Annotated in this window: 22 protein-coding genes and 1 other RNA gene; 9 read left to right on the plus strand and 14 right to left on the minus strand. The window is 56.9% G+C overall.

The window, feature by feature from the left end; all coding sequences use genetic code 11:
• Window positions 1-15: 15 nt before the first annotated feature.
• The 4 genes from dolP to BJ885_RS13760 are packed head-to-tail and all read right to left on the minus strand — an operon-like array spanning window position 16 to window position 3,728.
• Window positions 16-591, minus strand: coding sequence for a division/outer membrane stress-associated lipid-binding lipoprotein (gene dolP / locus BJ885_RS13745; protein ID WP_029739641.1), 576 nt, complete (start codon window positions 589-591; stop codon window positions 16-18).
• A 9-nt stretch (window positions 592-600) separates the two neighbouring features.
• Window positions 601-1,191, minus strand: a complete 591-nt coding sequence (gene diaA, locus BJ885_RS13750; RefSeq protein ID WP_003861754.1) for a DnaA initiator-associating protein DiaA — start codon at window positions 1,189-1,191, stop codon at window positions 601-603.
• Window positions 1,192-1,212: 21 nt separating this feature from the next.
• The gene (locus BJ885_RS13755; RefSeq protein ID WP_121932129.1) at window positions 1,213-1,608 is read right to left on the minus strand and encodes a YraN family protein; all 396 of its coding nucleotides are present in this window, start codon (window positions 1,606-1,608) and stop codon (window positions 1,213-1,215) included.
• Window positions 1,566-3,728, minus strand: a complete 2,163-nt coding sequence (locus BJ885_RS13760) for a penicillin-binding protein activator (protein WP_121932130.1) — start codon at window positions 3,726-3,728, stop codon at window positions 1,566-1,568. The genes BJ885_RS13755 and BJ885_RS13760 overlap by 43 nt, the downstream gene beginning before the upstream one ends.
• 62 nt (window positions 3,729-3,790) lie before the next feature.
• On the opposite strand from BJ885_RS13760, the gene rsmI reads away from it, so the two are divergent.
• A complete protein-coding gene (gene rsmI / locus BJ885_RS13770; RefSeq protein WP_023309315.1) occupies window positions 3,791-4,654 on the plus strand; it encodes a 16S rRNA (cytidine(1402)-2'-O)-methyltransferase in 864 nt (287 codons plus the stop codon).
• Window positions 4,655-4,721: 67 nt separating this feature from the next.
• Here rsmI and BJ885_RS13775 read toward each other — a convergent pair whose 3' ends face one another.
• The 9 genes from BJ885_RS13775 to kbaZ all read right to left on the minus strand — a co-directional run bounded on the left by BJ885_RS13775 (window position 4,722) and on the right by kbaZ (window position 13,940).
• A complete protein-coding gene (locus BJ885_RS13775) occupies window positions 4,722-6,611 on the minus strand; it encodes an enterotoxin (protein WP_121932131.1) in 1,890 nt (629 codons plus the stop codon).
• Between the two features lie 20 nt (window positions 6,612-6,631).
• The gene (gene kbaY, locus BJ885_RS13780; RefSeq protein ID WP_023309313.1) at window positions 6,632-7,504 is read right to left on the minus strand and encodes a tagatose-bisphosphate aldolase subunit KbaY; all 873 of its coding nucleotides are present in this window, start codon (window positions 7,502-7,504) and stop codon (window positions 6,632-6,634) included.
• Window positions 7,505-7,516: 12 nt separating this feature from the next.
• Window positions 7,517-8,665 carry an SIS domain-containing protein gene (locus BJ885_RS13785; protein ID WP_121932132.1) on the minus strand — a complete coding sequence of 383 codons (1,149 nt, stop codon included), beginning with the start codon at window positions 8,663-8,665 and terminating at the stop codon, window positions 7,517-7,519.
• A gap of 246 nt (window positions 8,666-8,911) precedes the next feature.
• On the minus strand, window positions 8,912-10,045 hold the full coding sequence (gene nagA / locus BJ885_RS13790) for an N-acetylglucosamine-6-phosphate deacetylase (protein WP_121932133.1): 1,134 nt from the start codon (window positions 10,043-10,045) through the stop codon (window positions 8,912-8,914).
• Window positions 10,042-10,476: a PTS galactosamine/N-acetylgalactosamine transporter subunit IIA gene (gene agaF, locus BJ885_RS13795; RefSeq protein WP_029739648.1), complete on the minus strand. Its 435-nt coding sequence runs from the start codon at window positions 10,474-10,476 to the stop codon at window positions 10,042-10,044. The genes nagA and agaF overlap by 4 nt, the downstream gene beginning before the upstream one ends.
• 16 nt (window positions 10,477-10,492) lie before the next feature.
• Window positions 10,493-11,371: a PTS N-acetylgalactosamine transporter subunit IID gene (gene agaE, locus BJ885_RS13800; RefSeq protein WP_045355422.1), complete on the minus strand. Its 879-nt coding sequence runs from the start codon at window positions 11,369-11,371 to the stop codon at window positions 10,493-10,495.
• Window positions 11,361-12,140, minus strand: coding sequence for a PTS N-acetylgalactosamine transporter subunit IIC (gene agaW, locus BJ885_RS13805; protein ID WP_023309308.1), 780 nt, complete (start codon window positions 12,138-12,140; stop codon window positions 11,361-11,363). The genes agaE and agaW overlap by 11 nt, the downstream gene beginning before the upstream one ends.
• 10 nt (window positions 12,141-12,150) lie before the next feature.
• Window positions 12,151-12,624: a PTS N-acetylgalactosamine transporter subunit IIB gene (gene agaV / locus BJ885_RS13810; RefSeq protein WP_121932134.1), complete on the minus strand. Its 474-nt coding sequence runs from the start codon at window positions 12,622-12,624 to the stop codon at window positions 12,151-12,153.
• 20 nt (window positions 12,625-12,644) lie between these two features.
• A complete protein-coding gene (gene kbaZ, locus BJ885_RS13815; RefSeq protein ID WP_259467221.1) occupies window positions 12,645-13,940 on the minus strand; it encodes a tagatose-bisphosphate aldolase subunit KbaZ in 1,296 nt (431 codons plus the stop codon).
• Between the two features lie 251 nt (window positions 13,941-14,191).
• On the opposite strand from kbaZ, the gene BJ885_RS13820 reads away from it, so the two are divergent.
• Window positions 14,192-14,995, plus strand: coding sequence for a DeoR family transcriptional regulator (locus BJ885_RS13820; RefSeq protein ID WP_029739651.1), 804 nt, complete (start codon window positions 14,192-14,194; stop codon window positions 14,993-14,995).
• Window positions 14,996-15,067: 72 nt separating this feature from the next.
• On the opposite strand, the gene garD is transcribed toward BJ885_RS13820, so the two are convergent.
• Window positions 15,068-16,639, minus strand: coding sequence for a galactarate dehydratase (gene garD / locus BJ885_RS13825; protein ID WP_121932136.1), 1,572 nt, complete (start codon window positions 16,637-16,639; stop codon window positions 15,068-15,070).
• Between the two features lie 373 nt (window positions 16,640-17,012).
• Here garD and garL point away from each other — a divergent pair, with 373 nt between their 5' ends.
• From garL to tdcD, 7 genes are all read left to right on the plus strand, one after another.
• A complete protein-coding gene (gene garL / locus BJ885_RS13830) occupies window positions 17,013-17,783 on the plus strand; it encodes a 2-dehydro-3-deoxyglucarate aldolase (protein WP_121932137.1) in 771 nt (256 codons plus the stop codon).
• 21 nt (window positions 17,784-17,804) lie between these two features.
• Window positions 17,805-18,695 (plus strand): 2-hydroxy-3-oxopropionate reductase, encoded by an 891-nt coding sequence (gene garR, locus BJ885_RS13835; protein ID WP_047060279.1) that lies wholly within the window; start codon window positions 17,805-17,807, stop codon window positions 18,693-18,695.
• Window positions 18,696-18,754: 59 nt separating this feature from the next.
• Window positions 18,755-19,131: RNase P RNA component class A (rnpB, locus tag BJ885_RS13840), an RNA gene on the plus strand.
• Window positions 19,132-19,807: 676 nt separating this feature from the next.
• Complete coding sequence (tdcA, locus tag BJ885_RS13845) at window positions 19,808-20,728, plus strand: transcriptional regulator TdcA (RefSeq protein ID WP_121932138.1); 921 nt, start codon at window positions 19,808-19,810, stop codon at window positions 20,726-20,728.
• 100 nt (window positions 20,729-20,828) lie between these two features.
• A complete protein-coding gene (gene tdcB, locus BJ885_RS13850; RefSeq protein ID WP_029739655.1) occupies window positions 20,829-21,818 on the plus strand; it encodes a bifunctional threonine ammonia-lyase/L-serine ammonia-lyase TdcB in 990 nt (329 codons plus the stop codon).
• A 9-nt stretch (window positions 21,819-21,827) separates the two neighbouring features.
• On the plus strand, window positions 21,828-23,159 hold the full coding sequence (gene tdcC / locus BJ885_RS13855; RefSeq protein WP_029739656.1) for a threonine/serine transporter TdcC: 1,332 nt from the start codon (window positions 21,828-21,830) through the stop codon (window positions 23,157-23,159).
• A 30-nt stretch (window positions 23,160-23,189) separates the two neighbouring features.
• Window positions 23,190-24,398, plus strand: coding sequence for a propionate kinase (gene tdcD / locus BJ885_RS13860; RefSeq protein WP_121932329.1), 1,209 nt, complete (start codon window positions 23,190-23,192; stop codon window positions 24,396-24,398).
• Window positions 24,399-24,401: the final 3 nt, after the last annotated feature.

Genomic DNA, 24,401 nt, shown 5'->3' on the forward strand with positions numbered 1-24,401 from the left:
GCGAGGGGCGTTTTTTTATTTGATGTAAGTAAACGCGGTGGTGACGTGCTTCACGCCGCTCACCCGGCTGGCGATATCGGCCGCCGCTTTCCCTTCACGGTCGGTCACCAGACCCAGCAGGAACACTTCGCCGTTTTCAGTCGTCACTTTCACGTTGGAGGATTTCACCTGGTCCGAGCCCAGCAGCTGGGAACGCACTTTGGTGGTGATCCAGGTATCGGAAGAGGCGTCACCCAGGCCAATTGGCTTGCCCTGGCGCACTTCGTTAAACACCTCTGTGGTCCCTTCGACGCCCATCGCAATCTGTTTCGCGCGAGAGGCGAGCTCCAGATTCGGCGCCTGGCCTGCCAGCAGCACTTTGCCCTGATAAGCCGTCACGTTGATACGCGCTTCTTTCTTGATTTGTTCGTCTTTCGACAGCGCACTGTTGACGCGCAGCTCCAGCGTACCGTCATCCACCTGTGTCCCCACGGTGCGTGGATCGGTTGCCGCTTTGGTGCCTACCGCGGCGGTACCCACAACGGCCGCAGCGATACATCCCTGAAGCAGTAATGCAGACATAAGGACTGCGAGGGTCGATAAAGCCTTCATAAGAACTCCTTAATCATCCTGGTGAGGGAAAAGCGTGTTATCGATCAAATCACATAAGCAGTTCACCGTGAGCATATGCATCTCCTGAATACGCGCGCTCCGGTGAGAAGGAATGCGGATTTCCACATCCTGCGGCCCAAGCAGACCCGCCAGCTCACCCCCGTCATAGCCGGTTAAGGCCACGATTGTCATGTCGCGGGTGACGGCGGCTTCAACGGCTTTGACAATATCCCGGCTATTGCCGCGCGTGGAGATGGCCAGCAGCACATCTCCGGCGTGACCCAGGGCTCGCACCTGCTTTGCGTAAATTTCGTCATGCAGGCGATCGTTAGCAATCGCCGTTAAGACCACATTATCGGTATTAAGTGCAATGGCGGGTAAACTCGGGCGTTCTGTTTCAAAGCGATTGATCATGCTGGCAGCAAAATGCTGTGCGTTGGCGGCTGACGTGCCGTTGCCACAACAGAGGATTTTGTTGCCATTAAGCAGGGATTGCACCAGCGTCATTGCGGCACGCGAGATAGCATCCGGAAGGGCTTCCGCCGCGGCAATCTGAGTCTGGATGCTTTCTGTGAAGCACACTTTAATTCTTTCGAGCACGTTATCCCTTTTAAATCTTAATTATGCGTCTTCGCCAAAAGCGTTTTTAAGCCATTCGATCTCATTTCCGGTGAAGGCTATCACATCGAACCGGCAATCCACAGTATCAAAGCTTCCATTATCGCGGGCAAGCCACAAGTGGGCAGTCTGTAATAATTTATGTTGTTTGGCGAGCGTCACGCTGGCGGCAGCACCGCCAAAACGGGAAGACTGTCGAAAGCGGACTTCTACAAACACGATGACCTGACCGTCTTTCATGATCAGGTCGATTTCGCCGCCGCGCCCGCGGACGTTAGCGGCGATAAAGCGCAGTCCTTTGCCTTCAAGCCAGCGACGCGCCTTTAACTCCCACGCATCGCCGGTCTCTTTACGGCTTAACTGGCCGGGACGATTTGCCCCTGCTGGTATTTGAGCCATGATAACTTCCTGTTGATCACGCAGTCCTGAGTCGCGGTCAGATCGCCGGTGTTGCCGTTAAGCTCAAAGCCCGGCACCTGACGCATCTGGGTAAAGTGGTTCGCCAGCGCCCATGCATCGACACCCATCGCATACAGACGCGCCAGCGAATAATCGTTACGTACTGTACTCAGCGCCTGCTGCATCAGCGCCGGGTTGCTGCCTGCCAGCATCGGGATTTCGCTGTACTGCAGACCGTCCATTTCCAGACGGAAATCCGGGCCTGCGGTGCCCTGCGCGCTACGTGAGCTGGCGTAAAGCGTTGCGCCGCTCTGGCTGCCGTTACGCATCGCGATCATCGGTTTGATAAAGGCGATCTCCTGCGGCGTGGCAACGATATAGGCCGCATCCACTTTACCGCCACCGCTAATCTGCGCGTCGGTAGGCGGGGCAGGGATCGTCAGGCCGCCAATCGTCACGCTCTGCTGCTGCGGCAGGCTCGCGGTGACAGGACTGCCGTTAAGCGCGATACCCGCTCCACCGTTTACGCCCGCGCGCAGTTCAGAGACGGAACCGAATTTCTGCTGCAGCACCACGCCGCCGCCGAGCTTCTGCCACTCATCGGCAAAGGCGTTGGCCACGCGATCGCCCAGCGCGCTGCGTGGGATGAGCAGCAGCGGAGCCTGCTTACCCTGCTCGTGAATATGGCGCGCCGCATCGCGGGCTTCATCTTCAGGGGAAAGCGCGAAGTAGCAAATATTGGCCCGGTTCTGAACCTGCTCAGGCTGGTTGAGCGCCAGCACGTTCAGCGTGGTATTGCTCTTCATCAGCTCTTCCACGTTGTTTTTCAGCAGCGGACCGACAACGATGCTCGCCCCGTCCTGTTGAACCTGCGCCAGAACCTGGTCAAGCGGCTGCGAGCTGGTGTCGTAGATTTTCAACTCAGCGCCCGGGTTGGCGCTGGTGGTTGCCACGGCCTGCGGCTGCGCAGCAGGTTGGGCTGCGGGTTGTGCAGGCTGCGGTTGAGGCTGTTGTGCTGTTGCGTCAGGCGCTGGCGCCGCTTGCGTCTCGGCCGGAGCCTGAGTAGCAGGTGCTGCCGCAGCCGGTGCAGCTGTAGCCGGAGGCGTCGTCGGAGCCGTCACCGGGTTTTGCATTGTACCCTGCACCGGCGCTTGCGCCGTGGTCAGGTCGCTGGTCTCCGCTGCGGACGGGCTGACCACATCATTCACGTTAGCCGCCTGGGCCGCCTGCGCGGGAACCGCGCTGCCGGTTACCAAGGTGGTACCGTTTTTCGCGGCTTCAAAGCCCTGCTGAATGGTACGGCCAAACACCGCCGCCTGGCCGTTGAGCGGCAGAAGCAGCGCGATTTTGCTGGTGGACGCTGGCTTAAAGTTCTGCACATTCACCAGCTGGGTTGGCAGCATTTTCGCACCCGGGTTTTGCGGGTAGCGCGTCTGCCAGTCCGTAATACCGGCTTTAAGCATCTTTGGATCGCTGCGGTTGTTAAACCACATCTGCTGCAGATCCAGCCAGCCCTGCAGGATGTTTTCATCGGCGTTGATGACCAGCGCCTGCGCCTGTTCCTGAGTCATCGAGGCAAGCGCTTGCCAGGTGGCATCGATATTTTTCTGCTTGTCGGCACCGCCGAGCAGCGGCTCTTGCGCGACGAGGGCGCGGAGCAGCGTCAGGGAAGGGCGCCCCTGCTCCGCGGTAATGCCCGCCTGCCAGAAGCGAGCCTGCTGATTTTTATCCAGCGCGCTCACGTCAATATCCCCGAGGATCTTCTTCGCGGCGGCGTAATCTTTCAGCGCGACCTTCAGCTCGGCAGAGAGCAGGCTCTGCTCACGATGCTGGGCGTCGTTAAGATCTTTTGGCAACTGGTTAAACAGTTCGGCTGCCTGCTGGGTTTTACCCTCTTTCAGCAGTGCACGAATGGCGAGTAATTGCCAGTTGGTCTTGGTATCATTTGAACTCTGCGACATTTGTTGCAGATAAAAGCCAGAATCAGCCTGAGCAGAACCCTGAAGATGGGCGGTGCTCTGGTCAGGTGCCTGGGTGCCACAGCCTGCAAAGATCAGGGCTGCCAGCAGAAGCGGCACGCTGCGCGTGGCTTTTTTTCGAAGAAACGTTAACGGTACCATACTGTATCCAGTGATTTTTTTTACGCAATGCTCAATATTAAATCGGCAATACGGACGAAACAATGAAACAACACGAAACGGCAGATAATTCTCAAGGCCAGCTTTATATTGTACCTACTCCTATCGGGAATTTGTCTGATATTACCCAACGTGCGCTCACCGTACTGCAAGCTGTTGATTTAATTGCTGCTGAAGATACCCGCCACACCGGCCTGCTGCTGCAACATTTCGCGATTAACGCCCGTTTGTTTGCTCTGCACGATCACAATGAGCAACAAAAAGCCGAAACGCTGGTGGCGAAGCTGAAAGAGGGGCAGAACATTGCCCTGGTCTCCGACGCCGGTACGCCGCTGATCAACGATCCTGGCTATCACCTGGTGCGTACCTGTCGTGAAGCCGGTATTCGCGTTGTGCCGCTGCCGGGGCCGTGCGCTGCCATTGCTGCGCTGAGCGCCGCAGGTCTGCCGTCTGACCGTTTCTGCTATGAAGGCTTCCTGCCTGCCAAATCCAAAGGCCGCCGTGACGTGTTAAAAGATCTGGAAGCGGAACCGCGCACCCTGATTTTCTACGAATCCACGCACCGCCTGCTGGAGAGCCTGGAAGATATGGTGACCGTGTGGGGAGAAGCCCGCTACGTGGTGCTGGCGCGCGAGCTGACCAAAACCTGGGAAACCATTCACGGTGCTCCAGTGGGTGAACTGCTGGCGTGGGTGAAGGAAGACGAAAACCGCCGCAAGGGTGAAATGGTGCTGATTGTCGAAGGGCATAAGGCGCAGGAAGACGCGCTCCCTGCCGACGCGCTGCGCACGCTGGCGCTGCTGCAGGCGGAACTGCCGCTGAAGAAGGCCGCCGCGCTGGCGGCGGAAATTCACGGCGTGAAGAAAAATGCGCTGTATAAGCATGCGCTGGAGCAGCAGGGGGAGTAAGCCCCTGCCGCCTGTTTTGCCGGGTGGCGGCTGCGCCTAACCCGGCCTGCAGATCTTTATGTGCGTTTTAGCTAACTGGCACCGCCTCAAACACCAGCGTTTCCAGCGGCTGCAGGGTAATCACCACCGCGTTTTTGTACTCCTCCGGTACGGTTGAATTACTGCCGTAGACCGCTTTCAGACGAAACTGCGCCGCGTTCCCTGTCGGGATTTCGAAATCTTTTGTTAAATCCAGGTAGTAGCTTTGCGGCTTATCTGACGGGTTACGCAAGCCGAGAATCGCTTTGTCCTTGCTCCAGGATGCCCAGCCGTAAACCTGCAGCGCGGTTGGATCGCCACCAACCCAGTGCGTATCCACCAGCACGCCGGCGTTTTCCCGCGACCACTTCGCCGCCTGCGCCAGGGTATCCCACTTCGCCTTATTCAGCATTGAAGGGGTGATATACAGCTCCTGCAGCTGGGTTCCGGTCGCGAAGTAGCTCCAGACCTGATCGGCAAAGTCGCTGTCCGTTTGCACCTTCTCCAGCCCGTAATAGGCGTTTTCCGCGCTGACGATCCCGTGGTACATCAGCGAGTTCAGCGGGAACAGCGGGCCTTTGCGAACAATGGAGCGGTACGTTTCCGCATCGCGGTAGGTCATCCACTGCTGCACCGGCGTACCGGGGCCGTACAGGTTGATGTCATCGCCCTGGCGCCAGATGGAATCAGCGTAGAACAGCCAGGATGGGCTGGCGTTGGTACCTGTCGTCAGGTTAATAAACAGATTCGGGTTGGCGCTGCGCATGTTGTGCAGCAGAGCGATAGAGGCGTCAAAATCCGAGGCGAACGGGCTGCCCTTAATATGCGAATTGGCATTCCCCATCCCGTCCAGCTTGAACGAGGTAATGTGCTCGTTTTTAATTAGCTTAACGATCTGCTCATTGAAGTTTTTAAAATAGTTTGGGCCTGACAGCGCCAGTTTCCCGTCTACCGTTTCGAAACCGTACTCTTTTGCATGCGAGACGCGAGTGTCGCGCGGTTTGTTATATCCACCCCACGGCGAGAGCCACAGTCCAACCGAGCTTTGCATGCTGTCGGCTTTTTCCCGAACTTTGCCAAAACCGTTGCTGAATGCCGGGCCAAACAGCCAGCGTCCGGTCAGGTCATCCCAGCCGTCGTCAAGCAGGAACGCATCCAGCGCCACGCCGCGCCCGGTGATAAATTCCTTATTCCATTCATCCATCCGCCCCAGCACGTCCTGCTCGGAATATGGGGTAAAGAAGCCGATATCCATCCAGCTGTTGTAGTGTAAATAAGGCTTATACGGACGCGGGCGGACGGCATCAATAAACTGGTTTACGCTGCGGCGCAGCTGGCTGGTCTCCGGGAAGGTGCCGAACCAGGTGGTAAAGCTGACCGGCGACTCTGGCTGAATCGGCGTTTTCAGCTCTACGTTGAGATTGGTGGTCGCTTCATAGGCGTAAGTGTCAACGATGGGCTTGTCAGGCAGAATAAAGAACGAGTCCGCGACGATCGGCGAGCTGTTAATCGCCCCGTCTACGTAAGGTGCCTGAGCCTGCTTTTTGGTCGGGAAGAAGGTAATTTTCGCCACGTCTCGCGGCTGGCCAACGGCGGCAACGGTGTAGTCGATGCTGGCGTATTTCCCCTTCACCAGGTTCAGCTTCACCGTTACGTTAAAGTCCGGATGGGTGAAATCGATGACCAAGCCGCTGTCCTGCTTTTCGACATGCTTGATTTTAAAATCAGCGGTGTGGATTTTCGTCTCGTCCGGAAGCGTCAGAAAGAACAGCTCCTGCGGCGTGAGCGGATGGTTAGCTCTGATGTCCTTAACCACTACCGTTGAGTTTGCATCATCAAATGACAGGGCTATATTGTCGTTACCGAGCGCGTAATTCGCGGCCACCGCGCTATGGGAAACGCACAGGGCCAGCACTGAGAGTGCGAGGATTTTTTTCATCAGCGTAAGCTCCTTTTTAATCAGGCTTCTGCCGGAAGCAGCAATCGGTTTGCCGATCCGCAAACGGCGATCTTGCTTCTGACCACCTCTTTCATGGCGTCCATGCCGACCCGCATATAGAAGCGCGGATCGTTACCCTGCGGGTTTTCGGCAAACCAGGCCTTAACCGCGTCAGAGAAAGCAATTTTCAGCTCGGTCGCCACGTTGACTTTGCACACGCCCAGCTCGATGGTGCGGCGAACAAACTCATCAGGCACATCGCTCGCTCCGTGCAGCACCAGCGGCACGGTGACCACTTCGCGGATTTCTGCCAGCCGCTGGAAGTCGATTTTCGGGCGTTTGGTATACAGGCCGTGCGCGGTGCCGATGGCGACGGCAAGGCTGTCTACGCCGGTCAGTTCGACGAAGCGTTTCGCCTCCTGCGGATCGGTGAGGAATGCGCTTTCCGCGTCCACGCTCATGTCATCTTCCATACCGCCCAGACGGCCCAGCTCGGCCTCGACGCTGCAGTCGTTGAGGTGGCAGAAATCGACCACCGACTTCACCAGCTTCACGTTTTGTTCAAACGGATAGTGACTGCCGTCGATCATCGCGCTGCGCACGCCCGCGTTGACCTTGCGGCGGATATCGTCCAGCGATTCGTGGTGATCGAGGTGCAGCGCCAGCGGCATGTCGTAGGTGTGGGAGTAGGCGCTGCACAGAGCGTAGATCTCTTCCAGCGCAATATGCTTAAAGGTGCCCGGCGTGCCCGCGAGGATCACCGGCGATCGCATTTCGCTGCACGCTTCGAGGATCGCCTGAATCGTCTCCGCGTTGTGGATGTTGAACGCAGGAACGGCGTAGCCTTTTGCCTGCGCATCCTGCAGAAGATATTTCGTCGAGATAATACTCATAATCAGATCCTCTTAAGCCTGCCACGGATGAATAACGACGCCCTGCACCACGCGGTTGACCGTCCCGCTGGCGGATGGCGTATCGGGCGTAATGCCTGTGCTAAGCGACTGGGTGAGCGCAAAGACCTGGGCATACATCAGGAAGCAGAACGCCTGTTCCATATCGATAAACGGACGTGAAGGCGGCAGCAGAATGTGCGGACCCGCTTCAATGACCGGATCGTTTTCAGCGGCGATGGCAACGACGCGCAGAGCCTGGCGATCGCGGCGCAGCTCGGCCAGCAGATCCAGATCGTACTGACGCGTATACGGATGGCTGGAGATAAACACCACTACCAGCGTTTCGCTATCGACCAGAGACTTCGGCCCGTGACGGAAGCCCGTTGGGGAGTCGTAAAATGCCGCCAGCTTGCCCGCCGTCAGCTCCAGCACCTTCAGCGCCGATTCGCGCGCCGCGCCCTGCAGGCCGCCGCTTCCCAGATACACGATCCGTTTCCACGGTTCGCTGCCAAAGACGCCGTGGCTGAAATCCCCGAGCGAGGCGAGGATCGCCTGGCAGCGATCGGCGACGTCGCGGAAGGTGTGGGTATTGATCGTTTCCGGGGCGAACACGGCCAGACAGCTCGCCATCATGGTGGTGATGCTGCTGGTCATTGCGAACCCGCGATCGTGCGTTTCGGCAGGCATCAGCAGGGCAAAGGCGTTATCGCTGTCGACGGCGTTCTGGTACAGGCTGCCCGCCTCGTTGCAGGTAATCGACAGGTGGTAGCACTCCGGCACGAACTGGTTTGCCAGCTCGACGGCCGCGACGCTTTCCGGGCTGTTGCCGGAGCGGGCAAACGAAACCAGCAGCAGCGGGTGCGCAGGGCTGAAGTAGTCCATCGGGTTCGTGACCAGATCGGTTGTCGGGACGGCAGTGAAGTTTTTCCCGGTGTGGCTTGAAAGCCATGGCGCAATGATATCACCGATAAAGGCGGACGTGCCCGCGCCGGTCAGGACGATCCGCAGGTCGTCCTTGCGCAGCAGCGGCGTCAGGAAACTGTCGATTGAAGCATGCAGGTTATCGATGTTGTTGAGCGAGCGGATCCAGCTGGCAGGCTGCTGGCGGATCTCTTCCTCGGTCCAGGTGCCGGTTGTGGCGGCGGTAGTGGTTTGTGGCATAACTCAGTCCTTAGTCGTGTGAATTCCACATCAGACGCTGGCAATCGTGTCGCTATCTTTCGTTTCGTTTCACTTGTTCACTTAAGCAGTTAAATAAAATCTATAGAAAAGAAATCGAAACTTCAATGAAAGAAAAGAAATAAAACGAAAAGTGTGATCGTGAAAGGAAAGGGGAAATTTAAGGAAAGGAAAAGAAAGGCCTTACGGTTTCAGGCCGTAAAGCCAAAAGGTGACACAATGAAAGGGCTAAAGGGGGAGAGCCTGGCCCTGAATCCAGATCCGCTGGAGGTGTAAACCCCCGTCCAGCGCAATGATATTGGCGCGTTTGCCCGGGGCTAAGGATCCAAGCTGACCGTCAACGCCCAGCAGCCGGGCAGGGTGCAGCGAGGCCATATGGATCGCCTCTTCGGCGGTTACGCCCGCATACTCCACCATATTCCTGACCGCGGCATCCAGCGACAGCGTGCTGCCCGCCAGCCCGCCGGAGCCGGTTCGAACCACGCCGTTTTGCATCGTGACCTCTTCGCCGCACAGGGTATACCGTCCGTCCGGCATACCTGCCGCCTGCATGGCATCGGTAATCAGCACCACACGATCCTGCGCGCAGCCGCAGCATAAACGCATCGCCCCTGGATGCACGTGGTGGCCGTCGGCAATCAGCTCCAGCCACGCCCGTTTGTCCGTAAGCCCTGCGCCGACCATGCCTGGCTCTCTGTGGTGCAGCCCCGTCATGCCGTTGTAGCAGTGAACCAGCCCGTCGGCACCCGCATCAAACGCGGCGAGAGTTTGCCGGTAGGTGGCAGCGCTGTGGCCCAGCATGACGCGTATACCGCGCTGTTTAAGATGGCGAATCGCCTGCAGCGCGCCGGGTTTTTCCGGCGCGAGCGCCACCACCCGTAGCGTGCCCTGTGAAACGTCAGCCAGCCTGTCCAGCTCGGCGATATCCAGCTCCCGGAACAGCTCGGGCGGATGCGCCCCTTTGTTCTGGGGCGTAAAGTACGGTCCTTCCAGATAGCTGCCCAGGATCTGCGCGCCGGGGCCGCCGGACCGAGTGCGCCGGGCGATACGCATCAGCGCGCTGTGGATGGCTTCCATCGGCGCGGTGACGGTGGTGGGCAGAAATGCACCCACCCCTTCACGCGCTTTATGCATTGCCAGAGTGTCCAGCACGTCGGGCGCATCATCCATGACGTCCACGCCCGCGCCGCCGTGGACGTGCGTATCGATATAGGCCGGGCAAAGCAGCTCCGCATCGCGCGTCGTAACGCCCGCCGGAATGGGTTCAATCGCCGCAACCGCGCCGCTTTCAATGCGTAGCTGGTGGTCGTCCAGCCAGCCCTGCTCGGTAAGGATCCGTCGCGCGCGCAGCAGCTGGCTCATATCCCTTCCTCAGCCGGAGCTTCCTCGCGACAGCGCCCCAGCTCGTCCACCAGGCTCGTCAGGCCGCGGTGTCCGCACTCCAGCGCCTGCAGACGAAACGCCTCGCTGCTTAATCCGTCTCGCTCCAGCACCATCTCCAGCAGCAGCTGCAGGTTGGTGCCGGTGATCACTTCGCTACCCGGCCTTTGCATCGCGAGCGTTGACGCCACGCGGAACGGCGTGCCGCCGAGCAGGTCGGTGAGAAACACAATATCGTGCTGCGCATCGAGTTCGTTCACCGCCTGCTCAAGCTGAGCGGTCAGCCGCGCGGTGGTGGAGGTTTCCGGAAAATCGATGGCGATAAACTGCGGCTGCTCGCCGAGGATCTGCTTCATCGCCTGCTCAAGCCCGCTGGCAAAACCGCCGTGACCCGTCAAAATAATGCCTAACATCGCAACCTCTTTGCTTTTACAGGAAGTGACAGAATTTACCGACAACGCCCAGCAGCACGGTGATACCGATTAGCCGCAGCGGGCTCCAGCCGCGGCGTACCAGCCAGAACATGGTCAGGGTGTAGACCAGCGGCAGGAACGCGGGCATCAGCTTGTCGATGACGTCGGCCTGCAGTTTGACGACCGCATCACCCGCTTTGATTTCGAGCGTGGTATTGAGGCGGACGTAGGTTGCCACCAGCGCGCCAATCACCGTCATCCCGACGATAGACGCCGCGTGGCCGACCTTTTTGGTGTTGGCTTTAATCAGCGGAATGGCCGCGACGCCCATCCGGTAAGCGTAGTGCGCCAGGCCAAAGCGCAGGCCAAGGTGCACCACGTTAAACAGCACGATAAAGACCACCGCGCCCAGAATCGAACCCTGCAGCGCCAGGCTGGCGCCAATACCGCCGCAGATGGGCAGCAGGGTTAGCCAGAACATGGCGTCGCCAATACCACCGAGCGGCGCGCCGACGGCAATTTTGGTGCTCTGGATGCTGTTCACATCCTGCTTGGATCGCTCCATCGCCAGAATGATGCCGATAACAAAGGTCACCAGGAACGGATGGGTGTTAAAGAAGCCCATATGGCCTTTCATCGCCCGCGCCAGGTCCCGCTTGTTGGTGTGGATCTTTTTCAACGCGGGCAGCAGCCCGTACAGCCAGCCGGAGGCCTGCATACGTTCGTAGTTAAACGATGCCTGCAGCAGCATGGAACGCCAGGCCACGCGGTTAATATCCTTTTTCGTCAGCTCGGCACCGATGTTCTGGTCTTCGTAGACGTTTTCATTCACGCCGGTCAGCAGCGTCTCTTCGCTTTCAGACACGCCCGGCAGGGTGGTGTGGTTAGATGCCATCTTCGAATTCCTCTTTCTGAGCGGCGGGAGCCGTCGGTTCAGGTGATTTACGCATCAGGTCGATCAGCGCCATCGCCAGCGCGGCCGCCGCAATCGCCAGCACCGGAAGCTTGAGCCAGGCGGCGGCGACAAAACCGATAATGAAGTAAGGGATGTAGACGTTTTTCATCATGATCTTCAGCAGCACGGCGAAACCGATGGCTGGCATGATGCCGCCCGCGACGCCGAGGCCGTCAATCAGACGCGCTGGCAGAACGTCAATGGCGGTTTTCGCATGTTCCGCACCGAAGTAGATCGGCAGGAACGCGCACAGAAAATAGAAGATGCCGAGCGCCAGCAGCGCAAGATAGTTAACCCGTTCAATACCGTTTGTATCTGCATTAGCCGCCATGCGATCGCAGCGCGACATGACGCCGGACATCACCGAGAAGAGGAACGTAATCCCCATCTGAACCGCCACGGCAAACGGCACGGCGACGCCAACCGCGACTTCTGGCTTCACGCCGGTGCTGATGGCAAATGCGGTACCCACGATGGTGCCGATAATGACGTTAGGCGGCTGGGCACCGGCGAGCGGGGCCAGCCCCATCCAGACCAGCTCTAACGTCCCGCCGGTCAAAATGCCGGTATGCAGATCGCCCAGAATCAGGCCGACCAGCGGCCCGAGTACCACCGGGCGGTGCATGTGCGTTAACCCGTTAAACATATCCAGACCGGCGATAAAGGCGAGTATGCCTAACCCCAGCGCCTGCAACAGACTGATTTCCATTGTGAATCCCTCAGAGCAGTTTAAAGAGATCCAAAGCAGTTTCTGTTGGAACGCCCTGAACGAAGCATTCCACACCGGCCGCTTTCAGGCCGTTGAACGCGTCAATATCGTTCGCGTCGACAGAGACCGTTTTGGCAATTTGTTGTTTGCCACTGGCGTAGTGCATATTTCCGACGTTAATACGGATGATGGGTACGCCGCCCTCGACCAGCTTCAGAAAATCGGCGGGTGATTTGCAGACCAGCAGGATTTTCTGGCGGTCAGCGGCGCGGTGAATGTTGTCGATCACCTTTTGCAGCGACCAGAAGCGCACGGCGATCCCTTCCGCGAGCACCATTTCCATCAGGTTCTGTTGAACCGGATCCTCAGCGACCTCATCGTTAGCGACGAGCACCAGGTTTGCCCCCGCAAACCCCACCCACTGTACGCCCACCTGACCGTGGATCAGGCGTTCGTCGATGCGGCATAAGACAATGTTTGGCATAGCGTTTTCCTCTTTTTTAATTATGCGTCTTGAGTCGTTACGCCTTCGCAGGCGGCGTGGTACTGCTGGAGTATGTCCTGAATGTGGTCGATGATGAGTTCCCGTGGCGTTGACTTGAGAGCGCCCTCGCGAACTTTACTGTACTGCAGCGGCAGGTACTGGCTGATCAGCGGCAGGGGAACAGGCTCGTCTGCCAGGTTACGCACCAGCCGTGCAAAGGCGTCGTCAATCTGGCTGTCCGGCCAGTAGTAGCGCACGCGGTCAGAGTAGCTGTAGCCGCGCGCCAGGCGACGCGCGTTGCCGTCACCGTGGTAATGGCTTTGCCAGTATTCCGGGCGATCGAGCATGACGTTTTCCAGCACGTGACGCAGGCCGGAGCTGGCTTTTGCCGGCAGCAGCTCCTCTTCAATGGCGGCCAGCGAGAACAGCGCCTCGCGCAGGGCGAAGGTCAGGGCGGGGCCAACTTTCAGAATCGCAAAGTGATCGTTAACCAGCTGGCGCAGCGCCTGCGGCGTCTGGTAGTCGGTGGAGTGCGCTTCAAACACCAGCGTATCGTAGGCTTCAACCATTTTGCTCAGGGCAACGGCTTTCTGCGGCTGATAGTCGCAGACGTGCGCGTGGTCGAACTCCACGCCAGGCTGGACCACCAGGCCAATAATGCGCGGCCAGATGTCGCTCAAACCTTCCTTTTCGAACGCGTGACGATGCGCTTCAAGCGTGGCGCGGGCCGCGTCCGGCGTGGTGACGGCAAGTTCGGTGAGCGTCTCGTGCGCGCCACCGGGAACCGGCACTTCCGTGCCGATAACGTAGACCAGATCGGATTCACCAAACTGCTCGCGGCAGGTCGCTTCGGCAATCTTCGCCAGGCGTGCGGCGCGTCCGGCAACGATCGCGTCGGTCAAGGGAACCGGGTCGTCCTCGCAGGACATGCTGCAGTCCAGGTGGATCTTTTTGAATCCGGCGGAAACATAGCTTTTGATCAGATCGTCGGCATTTGCCATCGCCTGTTCCGCAGGGAGATTTTGCCAGCGGTTGGGGCCCAGATGATCGCCGCCGAGGATCAGCTGTGACGTCGGAAAACCGAGCGACTCGGCCAGCCGGCAGACAAATCCGTAAAAATCCGCAGGCGTCATGCCGGTATAGCCGCCAAACTGATCCACCTGGTTGGAGGTGGCCTCGATCAGCAGCGGCGACTGATGCGAATGCGCGTAACGAATGGCAGCTTCAAGTACCAGCGGATGTGCGGAACAGACGGCATAGATCCCGTTCGAATTCCCTCGTTTATGTTGTTCCACCATTTCTGTCAGATGTTTCACTTTCCTCTCCATTTCGGATGGTAATGATACTTGTCTTTCGTTTTGTTTCATTTAATCCTGCATCATGGTGATATAAAAATAAAACGAAAGATAATAGTTTTCCGATCTGTTTCACAAAAGAAACATAATGAAAGGTTTCAGAGCAGTGTTGGCTTGCGTCTGTACGTAAGGCGGGACTTGCATTCCCGAAAAAGAAAGGCCTTAATAGGCAAAACGAAATGAAACGAAAGACTATTTATTAAGGATCTCGTATGAGCAGCAGCGATTCATCCGCGGAAAAGCGCATCACCGGCACCAGTGAAAGGCGAGAGCAGATCATTCAGCGGTTGCGGGCGCAGGGAAGCGTGCAGGTTAACGATCTGTCTCATCTGTACGGCGTATCGACGGTGACGATCCGCAACGATCTGGCGTTCCTGGAGAAGCAGGGCATCGCCGTTCGCGCTTACGGTGGGGCATTGATTTGCGAAGGCAACATGCCGGGCGCTGAGCCTTCCGTGGAGGATAAAAGCTCGCTGAATACGGCGGTGAAGCGCAGTATCGCGCAGGCCGCTGCCGCCCTGGTCAAACCCGGGCACCGTATTATTCTGGACTCCGGCACCACGACGTATGAAATCGCCCGCATGCTGCGCCAGCACACGGACGTCATTGCGATGACCAACGGGATGAACGTGGCGAATGCGTTGCTGGAAGCGGAAGGGGTGGAACTGCTGATGACCGGCGGGCATCTGCGCCGTCAGTCGCAATCTTTCTACGGTGACCAGGCAGAACAGTCGCTACAGAATTACCATTTCGACTTGCTGTTCCTGGGCGTTGACGCCATCGATCTCGACCGCGGCGTAAGTACGCATAACGAAGACGAAGCCCGCCTGAACCGCAAAATGTGCGAGGTGGCGGAGCGTATTATCGTTGTCACGGACTCCAGTAAATTTAACCGCTCAAGCCTGCATAAAATCATTGATACACAAAGGATTGATATGATTATTGTCGATGAAGGCATTCCGGCGGAGAGTCTGGACGGGCTGCGGAAAAGCGGGATTGAGGTGGTGCTGGTTTAAGGGGGCTTTCCCCTCACCCTAACCCTCTCCCATAGGGGAGAGGGGACCGTTCGGTGCGGTTGGGAATAGGAATCACGTCACCGGTGCCGGGTTGAACACCGCCAGCTGATTATGTAATCCCCATTGATCCGAGAAGGATTTCTTCCGCCCGCTGGCGACATCCAGAATGAAGTGGAACAGCTTCCAGCCCACGTCCTCAATGCTCTCTTCCCCGGTGGCGATGGTGCCCGCGTTGATGTCCATTAAGTCATACCAGCGGTTTGCCAGCTCGGTGCGGGTCGCCATCTTGATCACCGGCACCGCCATCAGGCCGTACGGCGTGCCGCGCCCGGTGGTAAAGACCTGTACCGTAATGCCGGATGCCACCTGCTGCGTGCCGCAGACGAAATCGCTGGCCGGCGTTGCCGCGTAAATCAGGCCGCGTTTCGTCGGGCGCTGGCCCGGAGAGAGCACTTCCACAATCGCGCTCTGGCCGGATTTGGCAATCGATCCAAGCGCTTTTTCCACCACGTTGGCCAGGCCGCCTTTTTTGTTGCCCGGAGACGGGTTGGCGCTGCGGTCGGTTTTGCCCATATCGAGATAGCTATCGTACCAGGCCATTTCCTCGAGCAGACGCTTGCCGACCTCTTCATTAACGGCGCGTGGCGTGAGCAGATGGATGGCGTCACGCACTTCGGTTACCTCGGAGAACATCACCGTGGCGCCGCAGCGCACAAGCAGATCAGACGCATAGCCCACCGCCGGGTTGGCCGTCACGCCGGAGAAGGCATCGCTGCCGCCGCACTGTGTTCCCACTACCAAATCAGACGCCGGGCAGGTTTCGCGCTGGCGCTTGTTGAGCTTGTCCAGATGGCGTTCAGCCACCTGCAGGATATCGTCGACCATTGAGCGGAAACCCACGTGGCGTTCGTCCTGCAGACGCACGATGCTGGCCTCGTCTGCCGGAATGGCTTTGACATCTTCGGTGCCCTGCAGCAGGCGCTCTGGCTGCAATTTTTCACACCCCAGACCGATGACCATCACCTCGCCGCCAAAGTTCGGGTTCAGGGCGATATTATGGATGGTACGGATAGGCACCACGGCAGCGGGGGCGTTAATCGCCACGCCGCAGCCGTAGAGGTGGTTCAGGCCAACCACGCCGTCGACGTTCGGGTATTTCGGCAGCAGATCGCGTTCGATGATTTTCACCACGTAATCCACTACGCCCGCCACGCAGTGCACGCTGGTGGTAATGCCGAGCAGATTCTTGGTGCCGACGCTGCCGTCCGCGTTGCGGTAGCCTTCGAAGGTATAGCCCTCCAGCGGAGGAAGCGGTTCCGGCACGCGGGTCGCCAGCGGAAGCGTGTTTAGCGGCGGCGCTTCCGGCAGCGCCACCAGCGACTCCTCAACCCAGCTCCCCTGTGGTATAGAGCGAACGGCATAGCCGATGACTTCACCGTAACGTACGATTTCGCTATTAGCAGGGATATCCACCAGGGCGACCTTATGTCCCTGCGGAATATGCTCAATCAGTTCCAGCCCGTCCGGGAAGCGGGTGCCCGCTTTTAAGCCATTGTCGTTGACAATAATCGCCACATTATCAGTGTCGTGGACTTTTATATAAAACGCCGTCGGCGATGCCTGTCGAATTTCAATGTCGGCCATTGTTCAGTATTCTCCAGCAAAGTGTCTGATAATAAATTCAGCCAATTTTCAAATGGTAGAAATAAATACGCGGCTTTCAGAAATAAAGCATGTCAGCATAGGGGATATGAAAATGTGATCGCGATCGCTCCAGAACCAGTAATGCCTGATTCTGTGCATTAGCGCCCAGCGCCTTGTGCATATGCAAAAAAATTTATCGAAGTGTAACGCAATACTTGAGCATTAAAACAATGTGCGGTCGTGGATTGCGTCTTATACTGAATGACGATTTTATAACGCCAAAATATGTCAGAATAATAAATATAATGCTGGTGCGGTGTCTGAATAAATAAAATGATGCTGATATAGGCTGCGAATTAAAAAGGTAAATACGATGAATAACGATATCTTCCCGAATAAATTTAAAGCGGCCCTCGCGGCACACCAGATTCAGATTGGCTGCTGGTCCGCGCTGGCAAACCCTATCAGCACCGAAGTGCTGGGCCTGGCCGGTTTTGACTGGCTGGTGCTGGACGGCGAGCATGCGCCGAACGATATCAGCACCTTTATTCCGCAGCTGATGGCGCTGAAAGGCAGTCCCAGCGCCCCGGTAGTGCGCGTGCCAACTAACGAGCCGGTAATTATCAAGCGCCTGCTGGATATCGGTTTCTACAACTTTCTGATCCCGTTTGTGGAGACGGAAGAACAAGCGGCCCTGGCCGTAGCTTCAACGCGCTATCCGCCTGAAGGGATCCGCGGCGTTTCCGTTTCGCATCGCGCCAATATGTTTGGCACCGTGCCGGACTACTTCGCGCAGTCCAGTAACAACATCACCATTCTGGTTCAGATCGAGAGCCAGCAGGGCGTTGATAACGTTGACGCGATTGCAGCCACAAACGGCGTGGACGGTATCTTCGTCGGCCCGAGCGATCTGGCTGCCGCCTTTGGCCATCTGGGTAACGCCAGCCACCCTGACGTGCAGCGCGCGATCCAGCATATCTTTGCCCGCGCTAAAGCTCACGGCAAACCGTGCGGCATTCTGGCGCCGGTTGAGGCTGACGCCCGTCGCTATCTGGAGTGGGGAGCCACGTTTGTTGCCGTCGGCAGCGACCTCGGCGTATTCCGCGCAGCCACGCAGAAATTAGCCGACGCTTTTAAAAAATAACCATCATTGAGGAAACAGATTATGACGCTGAAAGTGGGTTTTATTGGCCTGGGGATCATGGGTAAACCAATGAGTAAGAACCTCATCAAAGCGGGTTACTCACTGGTGGTATCCGATCACAATCCGCAGGCCGTGGCAGAGGTGATAGCGGCTGGCGCTGAAACGGCCACCACCGCGAAGGCTATTGCCGAGCAGTGCGATGTCATCATCACCATGCTGCCAAACTCACCGCATGTTAAAGAGGTTGCGCTGGGTGAGAACGGCATTATCGACGGTGCGAAGCCGGGCCTGGTGCTGATTGATATGAGCTCTATTGCACCGCTCGCAAGCCGTGAAATCAGCGAGGCGTTAAAAGCGAAGGGCGTCGATATGCTGGATGCACCGGTCAGCGGCGGAGAGCCGAAAGCGATCGACGGCACGCTGTCGGTGATGGTCGGCGGTGATAAAGCCGTTTTCGATAGATACTACGACCTGATGAAAGCGATGGCGGGCTCCGTGGTGCATACCGGGGACATCGGGGCGGGTAACGTGACCAAGCTGGCCAACCAGGTGATTGTGGCGCTGAACATTGCCGCCATGTCCGAAGCGCTGACGCTGGCAACCAAAGCGGGCGTCAACCCGGATCTGGTCTATCAGGCCATTCGCGGTGGTCTGGCGGGCAGTACCGTGCTGGATGCCAAAGCGCCGATGGTCATGGATCGTAATTTCAAACCCGGTTTCCGCATCGACCTGCATATCAAAGATCTGGCGAACGCGCTGGATACGTCACACGGCGTGGGCGCACAGCTGCCGCTGACCGCGGCGGTCATGGAGATGATGCAGGCGCTGCGTGCCGATGGCCTGGGCACGGCCGATCACAGCGCGATTGCGTGCTACTACGAAAAACTGGCGAAGGTGGAAGTGGCGCGTTAATCACGCCTTGCCTACACCTTAGGGTGACAGCGGCGCGCAAACCCACTATACTGCGCGCCGAAGCTGACCAGACAGTCGCCGCTTCGTCGTCGTCCCTTTCGGGGGAGACGGGCGGAGGGGAGGAAAGTCCGGGCTCCATAGGGCAGGGTGCCAGGTAACGCCTGGGGGGGAAACCCACGACCAGTGCAACAGAGAGCAAACCGCCGATGGCCCGCGCAAGCGGGATCAGGTAAGGGTGAAAGGGTGCGGTAAGAGCGCACCGCGCGGCTGGTAACAGTCCGTGGCACGGTAAACTCCACCCGGAGCAAGGCCAAATAGGGGTTCACATGGTACGGCCCGTACTGAACCCGGGTAGGCTGCTTGAGCCAGTGAGCGATTGCTGGCCTAGATGAATGACTGTCCACGACAGAACCCGGCTTATCGGTCAGCTTCAACTTCTTAAAAAACCCCGCTTCGGCGGGGTTTTTGCTTTCTGGGTTCTGCTGGACGGGTAAGCGCAGCGCCGGACAAACGACATCAATTCTCATATTTGCGACATTAAGCACATTTCACTGCTTTTATACCTTTCGTATCGATCCTGTATCTGTAGACGATCGTCATCACAAAATTTCACGCTAAAAAACAGGTGAATTTCAGTATTGATAATTTGTTATGTTTGTTACCTATATGATCGAGAATCTTTTCTCGTTTGATATGCATATATTGAAATCAAATACATTTCTCCCGTGAATATGTGACGAATTCCACTCTTTTCCACAAACCTGAAAATTTGCATCGGAAAAATTTAATAAATTGAAAGAATGTTTCAAACAAATAGCGGTTATTTATTGGTCTTTAATTGCCTGAAAGATCGTCTTTATTGATTTTTTTAACGCAGGAAAATTTATCAAGGTTATCGCCATAAAATAAATTTATTACTACTGCTTTTATTGATCGATATCAGCGTAATGGTGTGGCTGTATTTATTCATGTTATTGATAATAAATGTATTTTTTGGTTGTCATTGTTCCTGTGAAGCGCGCGGAAAAGCAAATTGTGAGTGACAGCACATACCCCCTTAAACACTATTAGGTAGAATCCGCTCCGTCATAGGGAAATAAGCGCAGAATATTATGAACACTATTATTCTACCGAAAACACAGCACCTCGTGGTATTTCAGGAAGTCATTAAAAGTGGCTCCATAGGTTCTGCAGCAAGACAGCTGGGCCTGACGCAACCCGCCGTCAGCAAAATCATCAGCGATATTGAGTCCTACTTCGGCGTGGAAGTGATGGTGCGTAAAAACACCGGCGTAAAACTCACCGCCGCGGGCCAGGTTCTGCTCTCGTACTCTGAGTCGATCACCCGCGAAATGAAAAACATGGTGAGTGAGATTAACAGCCTGAGTTTCAGCACCGTTATGGACGTCTCCTTTGGCTACCCGTCGCTGATCGGCTTTACCTTCCTGTCTGAGATGATCAAAAAATTCAAGGAAGTGTTCCCGAAAGCACGCGTCTCGATGTATGAAGCCCAGCTCTCCTCTTTCCTTCCGGCCATTCGCGACGGTCGTCTGGATTTCGCTATCGGCACGCTGAGCGATGAAATGCTGCTGCAGGATCTGCACGTCGAACCGCTGTTTGAGTCCGAGTTTGTGCTGGTCGCCAGCAAAACGCGAACGTGCACCGGCCCGACGACACTGGCATCGCTCACGCACGAGCAGTGGGTGATGCCGCAAACCGATATGGGCTACTACAAAGAACTTCTGACTACTCTGCAAGACAACCACATCAGCATCGAAAACATCGTCCAGACCGATTCCGTCGTCACCATTTATAACCTCGTGCTGAATGCCGATTATCTGACGGTCATTCCCCGCGATATGATTGCCCCGTTCGGTTCTGATCAGTTTATTGTGTTGCCCGTGGAAGATGAATTACCCGTGGCACGTTATGCCGCCGTGTGGTCAAAAAATTACAGGATTAAAAAATCGGCGTCAGTATTAGTTGAGCTGGCAAAAAAGTATTCGTCGATGAATATCGAAAGACGACGATGAATAATGAGTAATCATTTTAAAAACACCCAGAGCTTATCTCTGTAACGCTCTGATACCCTGACTTTGCCTGAAAAGAATGAATTATTATAACGAGGATATTATGCATATTACCTACGATCTCCCGGTAACGATTGAAGATATTCAGGACGCCAGAAAACGACTGGCAGGAAAAATATATAAAACAGGTATGCCGCGCTCGAATTATCTTAGCGAACGCTGCAAGGGCGAAATATTCCTGAAGTTTGAGAACATGCAGCGTACCGGCTCGTTTAAGATCCGCGGCGCGTTTAACAAATTAAGCTCGCTGACCGACGCTGAAAAACGCAAAGGCGTTGTCGCCTGCTCCGCGGGAAACCACGCGCAGGGTGTGTCCCTCTCCTGCGCGATGCTTGGCATCGACGGCAAAGTGGTGATGCCGATGGGCGCGCCGAAGTCTAAAGTGGCCGCGACGCGCGACTACTCGGCGGAAGTTGTGCTGCACGGCGAGAACTTCAACGACACCATTGCCAAAGTCAGCGAAATCGTCGAGATGGAAGGACGTATTTTTATTCCGCCGTACGATGACGCCAAAGTGATCGCCGGGCAGGGCACCATCGGTCTGGAAATTCTCGAAGATTTATACGACGTGGATAACGTTATTGTGCCTATCGGCGGCGGCGGTTTAATTGCCGGAATTGCGACGGCAATTAAATCCATCAACCCCACCATTAATATCATCGGCGTGCAGTCAGAAAATGTTCACGGCATGGCGGCATCGTTTCAGGCCGGGGAAATAATGAGCCATCGCGTTACCGGCACGCTGGCCGACGGCTGTGATGTTTCTCGTCCCGGTAATTTACCGTTCGAAATTGTTCGCGAGCTGGTTGATGACATTGTGCTGGTCAGCGAAGACAACATTCGCGACAGCATGATCGCGCTTATTCAGCGAAATAAAGTGGTGACGGAAGGCGCCGGCGCGCTGGCCTGTGCCGCGTTATTAAGCGGCAAGCTTGACCACTATATTCAGGGGCGTAAAACCGTCTGCATTATTTCCGGCGGCAATATCGATCTCTCCCGTGTTTCCCAAATTACCGGCTTCGTTGACGCATAAAGGTGACCTATGAGCAACACAGAAAGCATTATCGTTGGCCAGACAAAAACGTCCTCCTGGCGTAAGTCTGATACCACATGGACCCTCGGCCTGTTTGGTACCGCCATTGGCGCAGGCGTGCTGTTCTTCCCCATTCGCGCAGGCTTTGGTGGATTGATCCCTATTCTGCTGATGCTGGTTCTCGCGTTCCCGATTGCGTTTTACTGTCACCGCGCGCTGGCGCGTTTGTGTCTGTCCGGCAGCAACGTCTCCGGCAACATCACCGAAACGGTGGAAGAGCACTTTGGTAAAACCGGTGGGGTGGTGATCACCTTCCTCTACTTCTTCGCCATTTGCCCGCTGCTGTGGATTTACGGCGTCACCATTACCAACACCTTTATGACCTTCTGGGAAAACCAGCTCCAGTTGCCTGCGCTGAACCGCGGCGTGGTGGCGCTGTTCCTGCTGCTGCTGATGGCCTTTGTTATCTGGTTTGGTAAAGACCTGATGGTGAAGGTCATGAGCTTCCTGGTGTTCCCGTTTATCGCCAGCCTGGTGCTGATTTCCCTGTCGCTGATCCCTTACTGGAACTCGGCGGTGATCGACCAGGTCAACCTGAGCGATATCGCTTTTACCGGTCATGACGGCATTCTGGTCACGGTGTGGCTGGGTATCTCCATCATGGTCTTCTCCTTCAACTTCTCGCCTATCGTCTCCTCGTTCGTGGTCTCCAAGCGCGAAGAGTACGAGCCGGAGTTCGGCAAAGCGTTCACCGAGCAGAAATGTTCCAAAATCATCGGTCGCGCCAGCCTGCTGATGGTGGCCGTGGTGATGTTCTTCGCCTTTAGCTGCCTGTTTACGCTCTCTCCCCAGAACATGGCGGACGCCAAGGCGCAGAACATTCCGGTGCTCTCCTACCTGGCGAACCACTTTGCGTCGATGTCCGGAACCAAATCGACGTTCGCGACGGTGCTGGAATACGGTGCCTCCATCATCGCGCTGGTGGCTATCTTCAAATCCTTCTTCGGCCACTACCTGGGCACGCTGGAAGGGCTGAACGGCCTGATCCTCAAGTTCGGCTACAAGGGCGATAAGAAGAAAGTCTCCGTTGGCAAACTGAATACCATCAGCATGGTGTTCATCATGGGCTCCACCTGGGTTGTGGCCTACGCCAACCCGAACATTCTGGACCTTATTGAAGCCATGGGCGCACCAATCATCGCCTCTCTGCTCTGCCTGCTGCCGATGTATGCCATCCGCAAAGCACCGGCGCTGGCGAAATATAAAGGGCGTACCGAGAACATCTTCGTTACCGCGGTCGGCCTGCTGACCATTCTGAATATCGTTTACAAACTGTTCTAACCCATTGCTCAGGAAGAGCGGAGTCACATGATGATTGAGTTTCCGGTTGTACTGGTTATTAACTGCGGATCGTCCTCTGTTAAGTTTTCGGTGCTCGACGCCAGCAGCTGCGATGCCCTGATGACGGGCATTGCAGACGGGATCAACACCGAGAAGGCCTTTATTTCCGTGAACGGGGGTGAGCCGGCCAGACTGGCTCACCATGACTACGAAGGGGCGCTGGCTGCCATCGCCCTGGAGCTGGAGAAGCGTAACCTGATGAGCAGCGTGGCCTTAATTGGCCACCGCATTGCGCACGGCGGCGACCTCTTCAGCGAGTCGACCCTGATTACGGAAGAGGTGATCGCGCAGATCCGCCAGGTCTCCCCGCTGGCGCCGCTGCATAACTACGCCAACCTGAGCGGCGTGGAAGCCGCAGAGCGCCTGTTCCCGGGCGTGCAGCAGGTGGCGGTATTTGACACCAGCTTCCACCAGACGCTGCCGCCGCAGGCGTATCTGTACGGATTGCCGTACCGCTATTTTGAAGCGCTGGGCGTGCGCCGCTACGGCTTCCACGGCACCTCTCACCGCTACGTGGCCGCGCAGGCGCATACGCTTCTCGGGCTGTCCCCCGATGACAGCGGCCTGGTGATTGCCCATCTCGGCAACGGGGCGTCCATCTGCGCGGTGCGCAACGGCGAAAGCGTCGACACCTCGATGGGGATGACGCCGCTGGAAGGGCTGGTGATGGGGACGCGCTGCGGCGATGTGGACTTCGGCGCGATAGCGTGGATTGCCCAGCAGACCGGCCAGTCGTTCGAGGATCTGGAGCGCGTGGTCAATAAAGAGTCCGGGTTGCTGGGGATCTCCGGTATCTCCTCCGATTTACGCGCACTGGAGAAAGCCTGGCACGAAGGCAACGAGCGGGCGCAGCTGGCTATCCGCACCTTCGTTCACCGCATTGCGCGACATATCGCCGGGCACGCGGCGTCGCTGCACCGCCTGGATGGGGTGGTCTTTACCGGCGGCATTGGCGAAAACTCGAAGCTTGTCCGCGCGCTGGTGGCGGAACATCTGAACGTATTCGGCATCCGCCTCGACGACGCCAAAAATGCCCTGCCGGGCAGCGCGGGCGAGCGCGTGATCTCCACCGAGTCGTCCCGCGTGGCCTGCGCGGTTATCCCTACCAACGAAGAAAAAATGATCGCGCTGGACGCCCTCCGTCTTGGGAAGGTTACCCCGGCCGCGGCTTACGCCTGATAA

This window comes from Enterobacter sp. WP_7_1 (genome assembly GCF_003688535.1).
GTDB classification, from domain to species: Bacteria; Pseudomonadota; Gammaproteobacteria; order Enterobacterales; family Enterobacteriaceae; genus Enterobacter; species Enterobacter asburiae.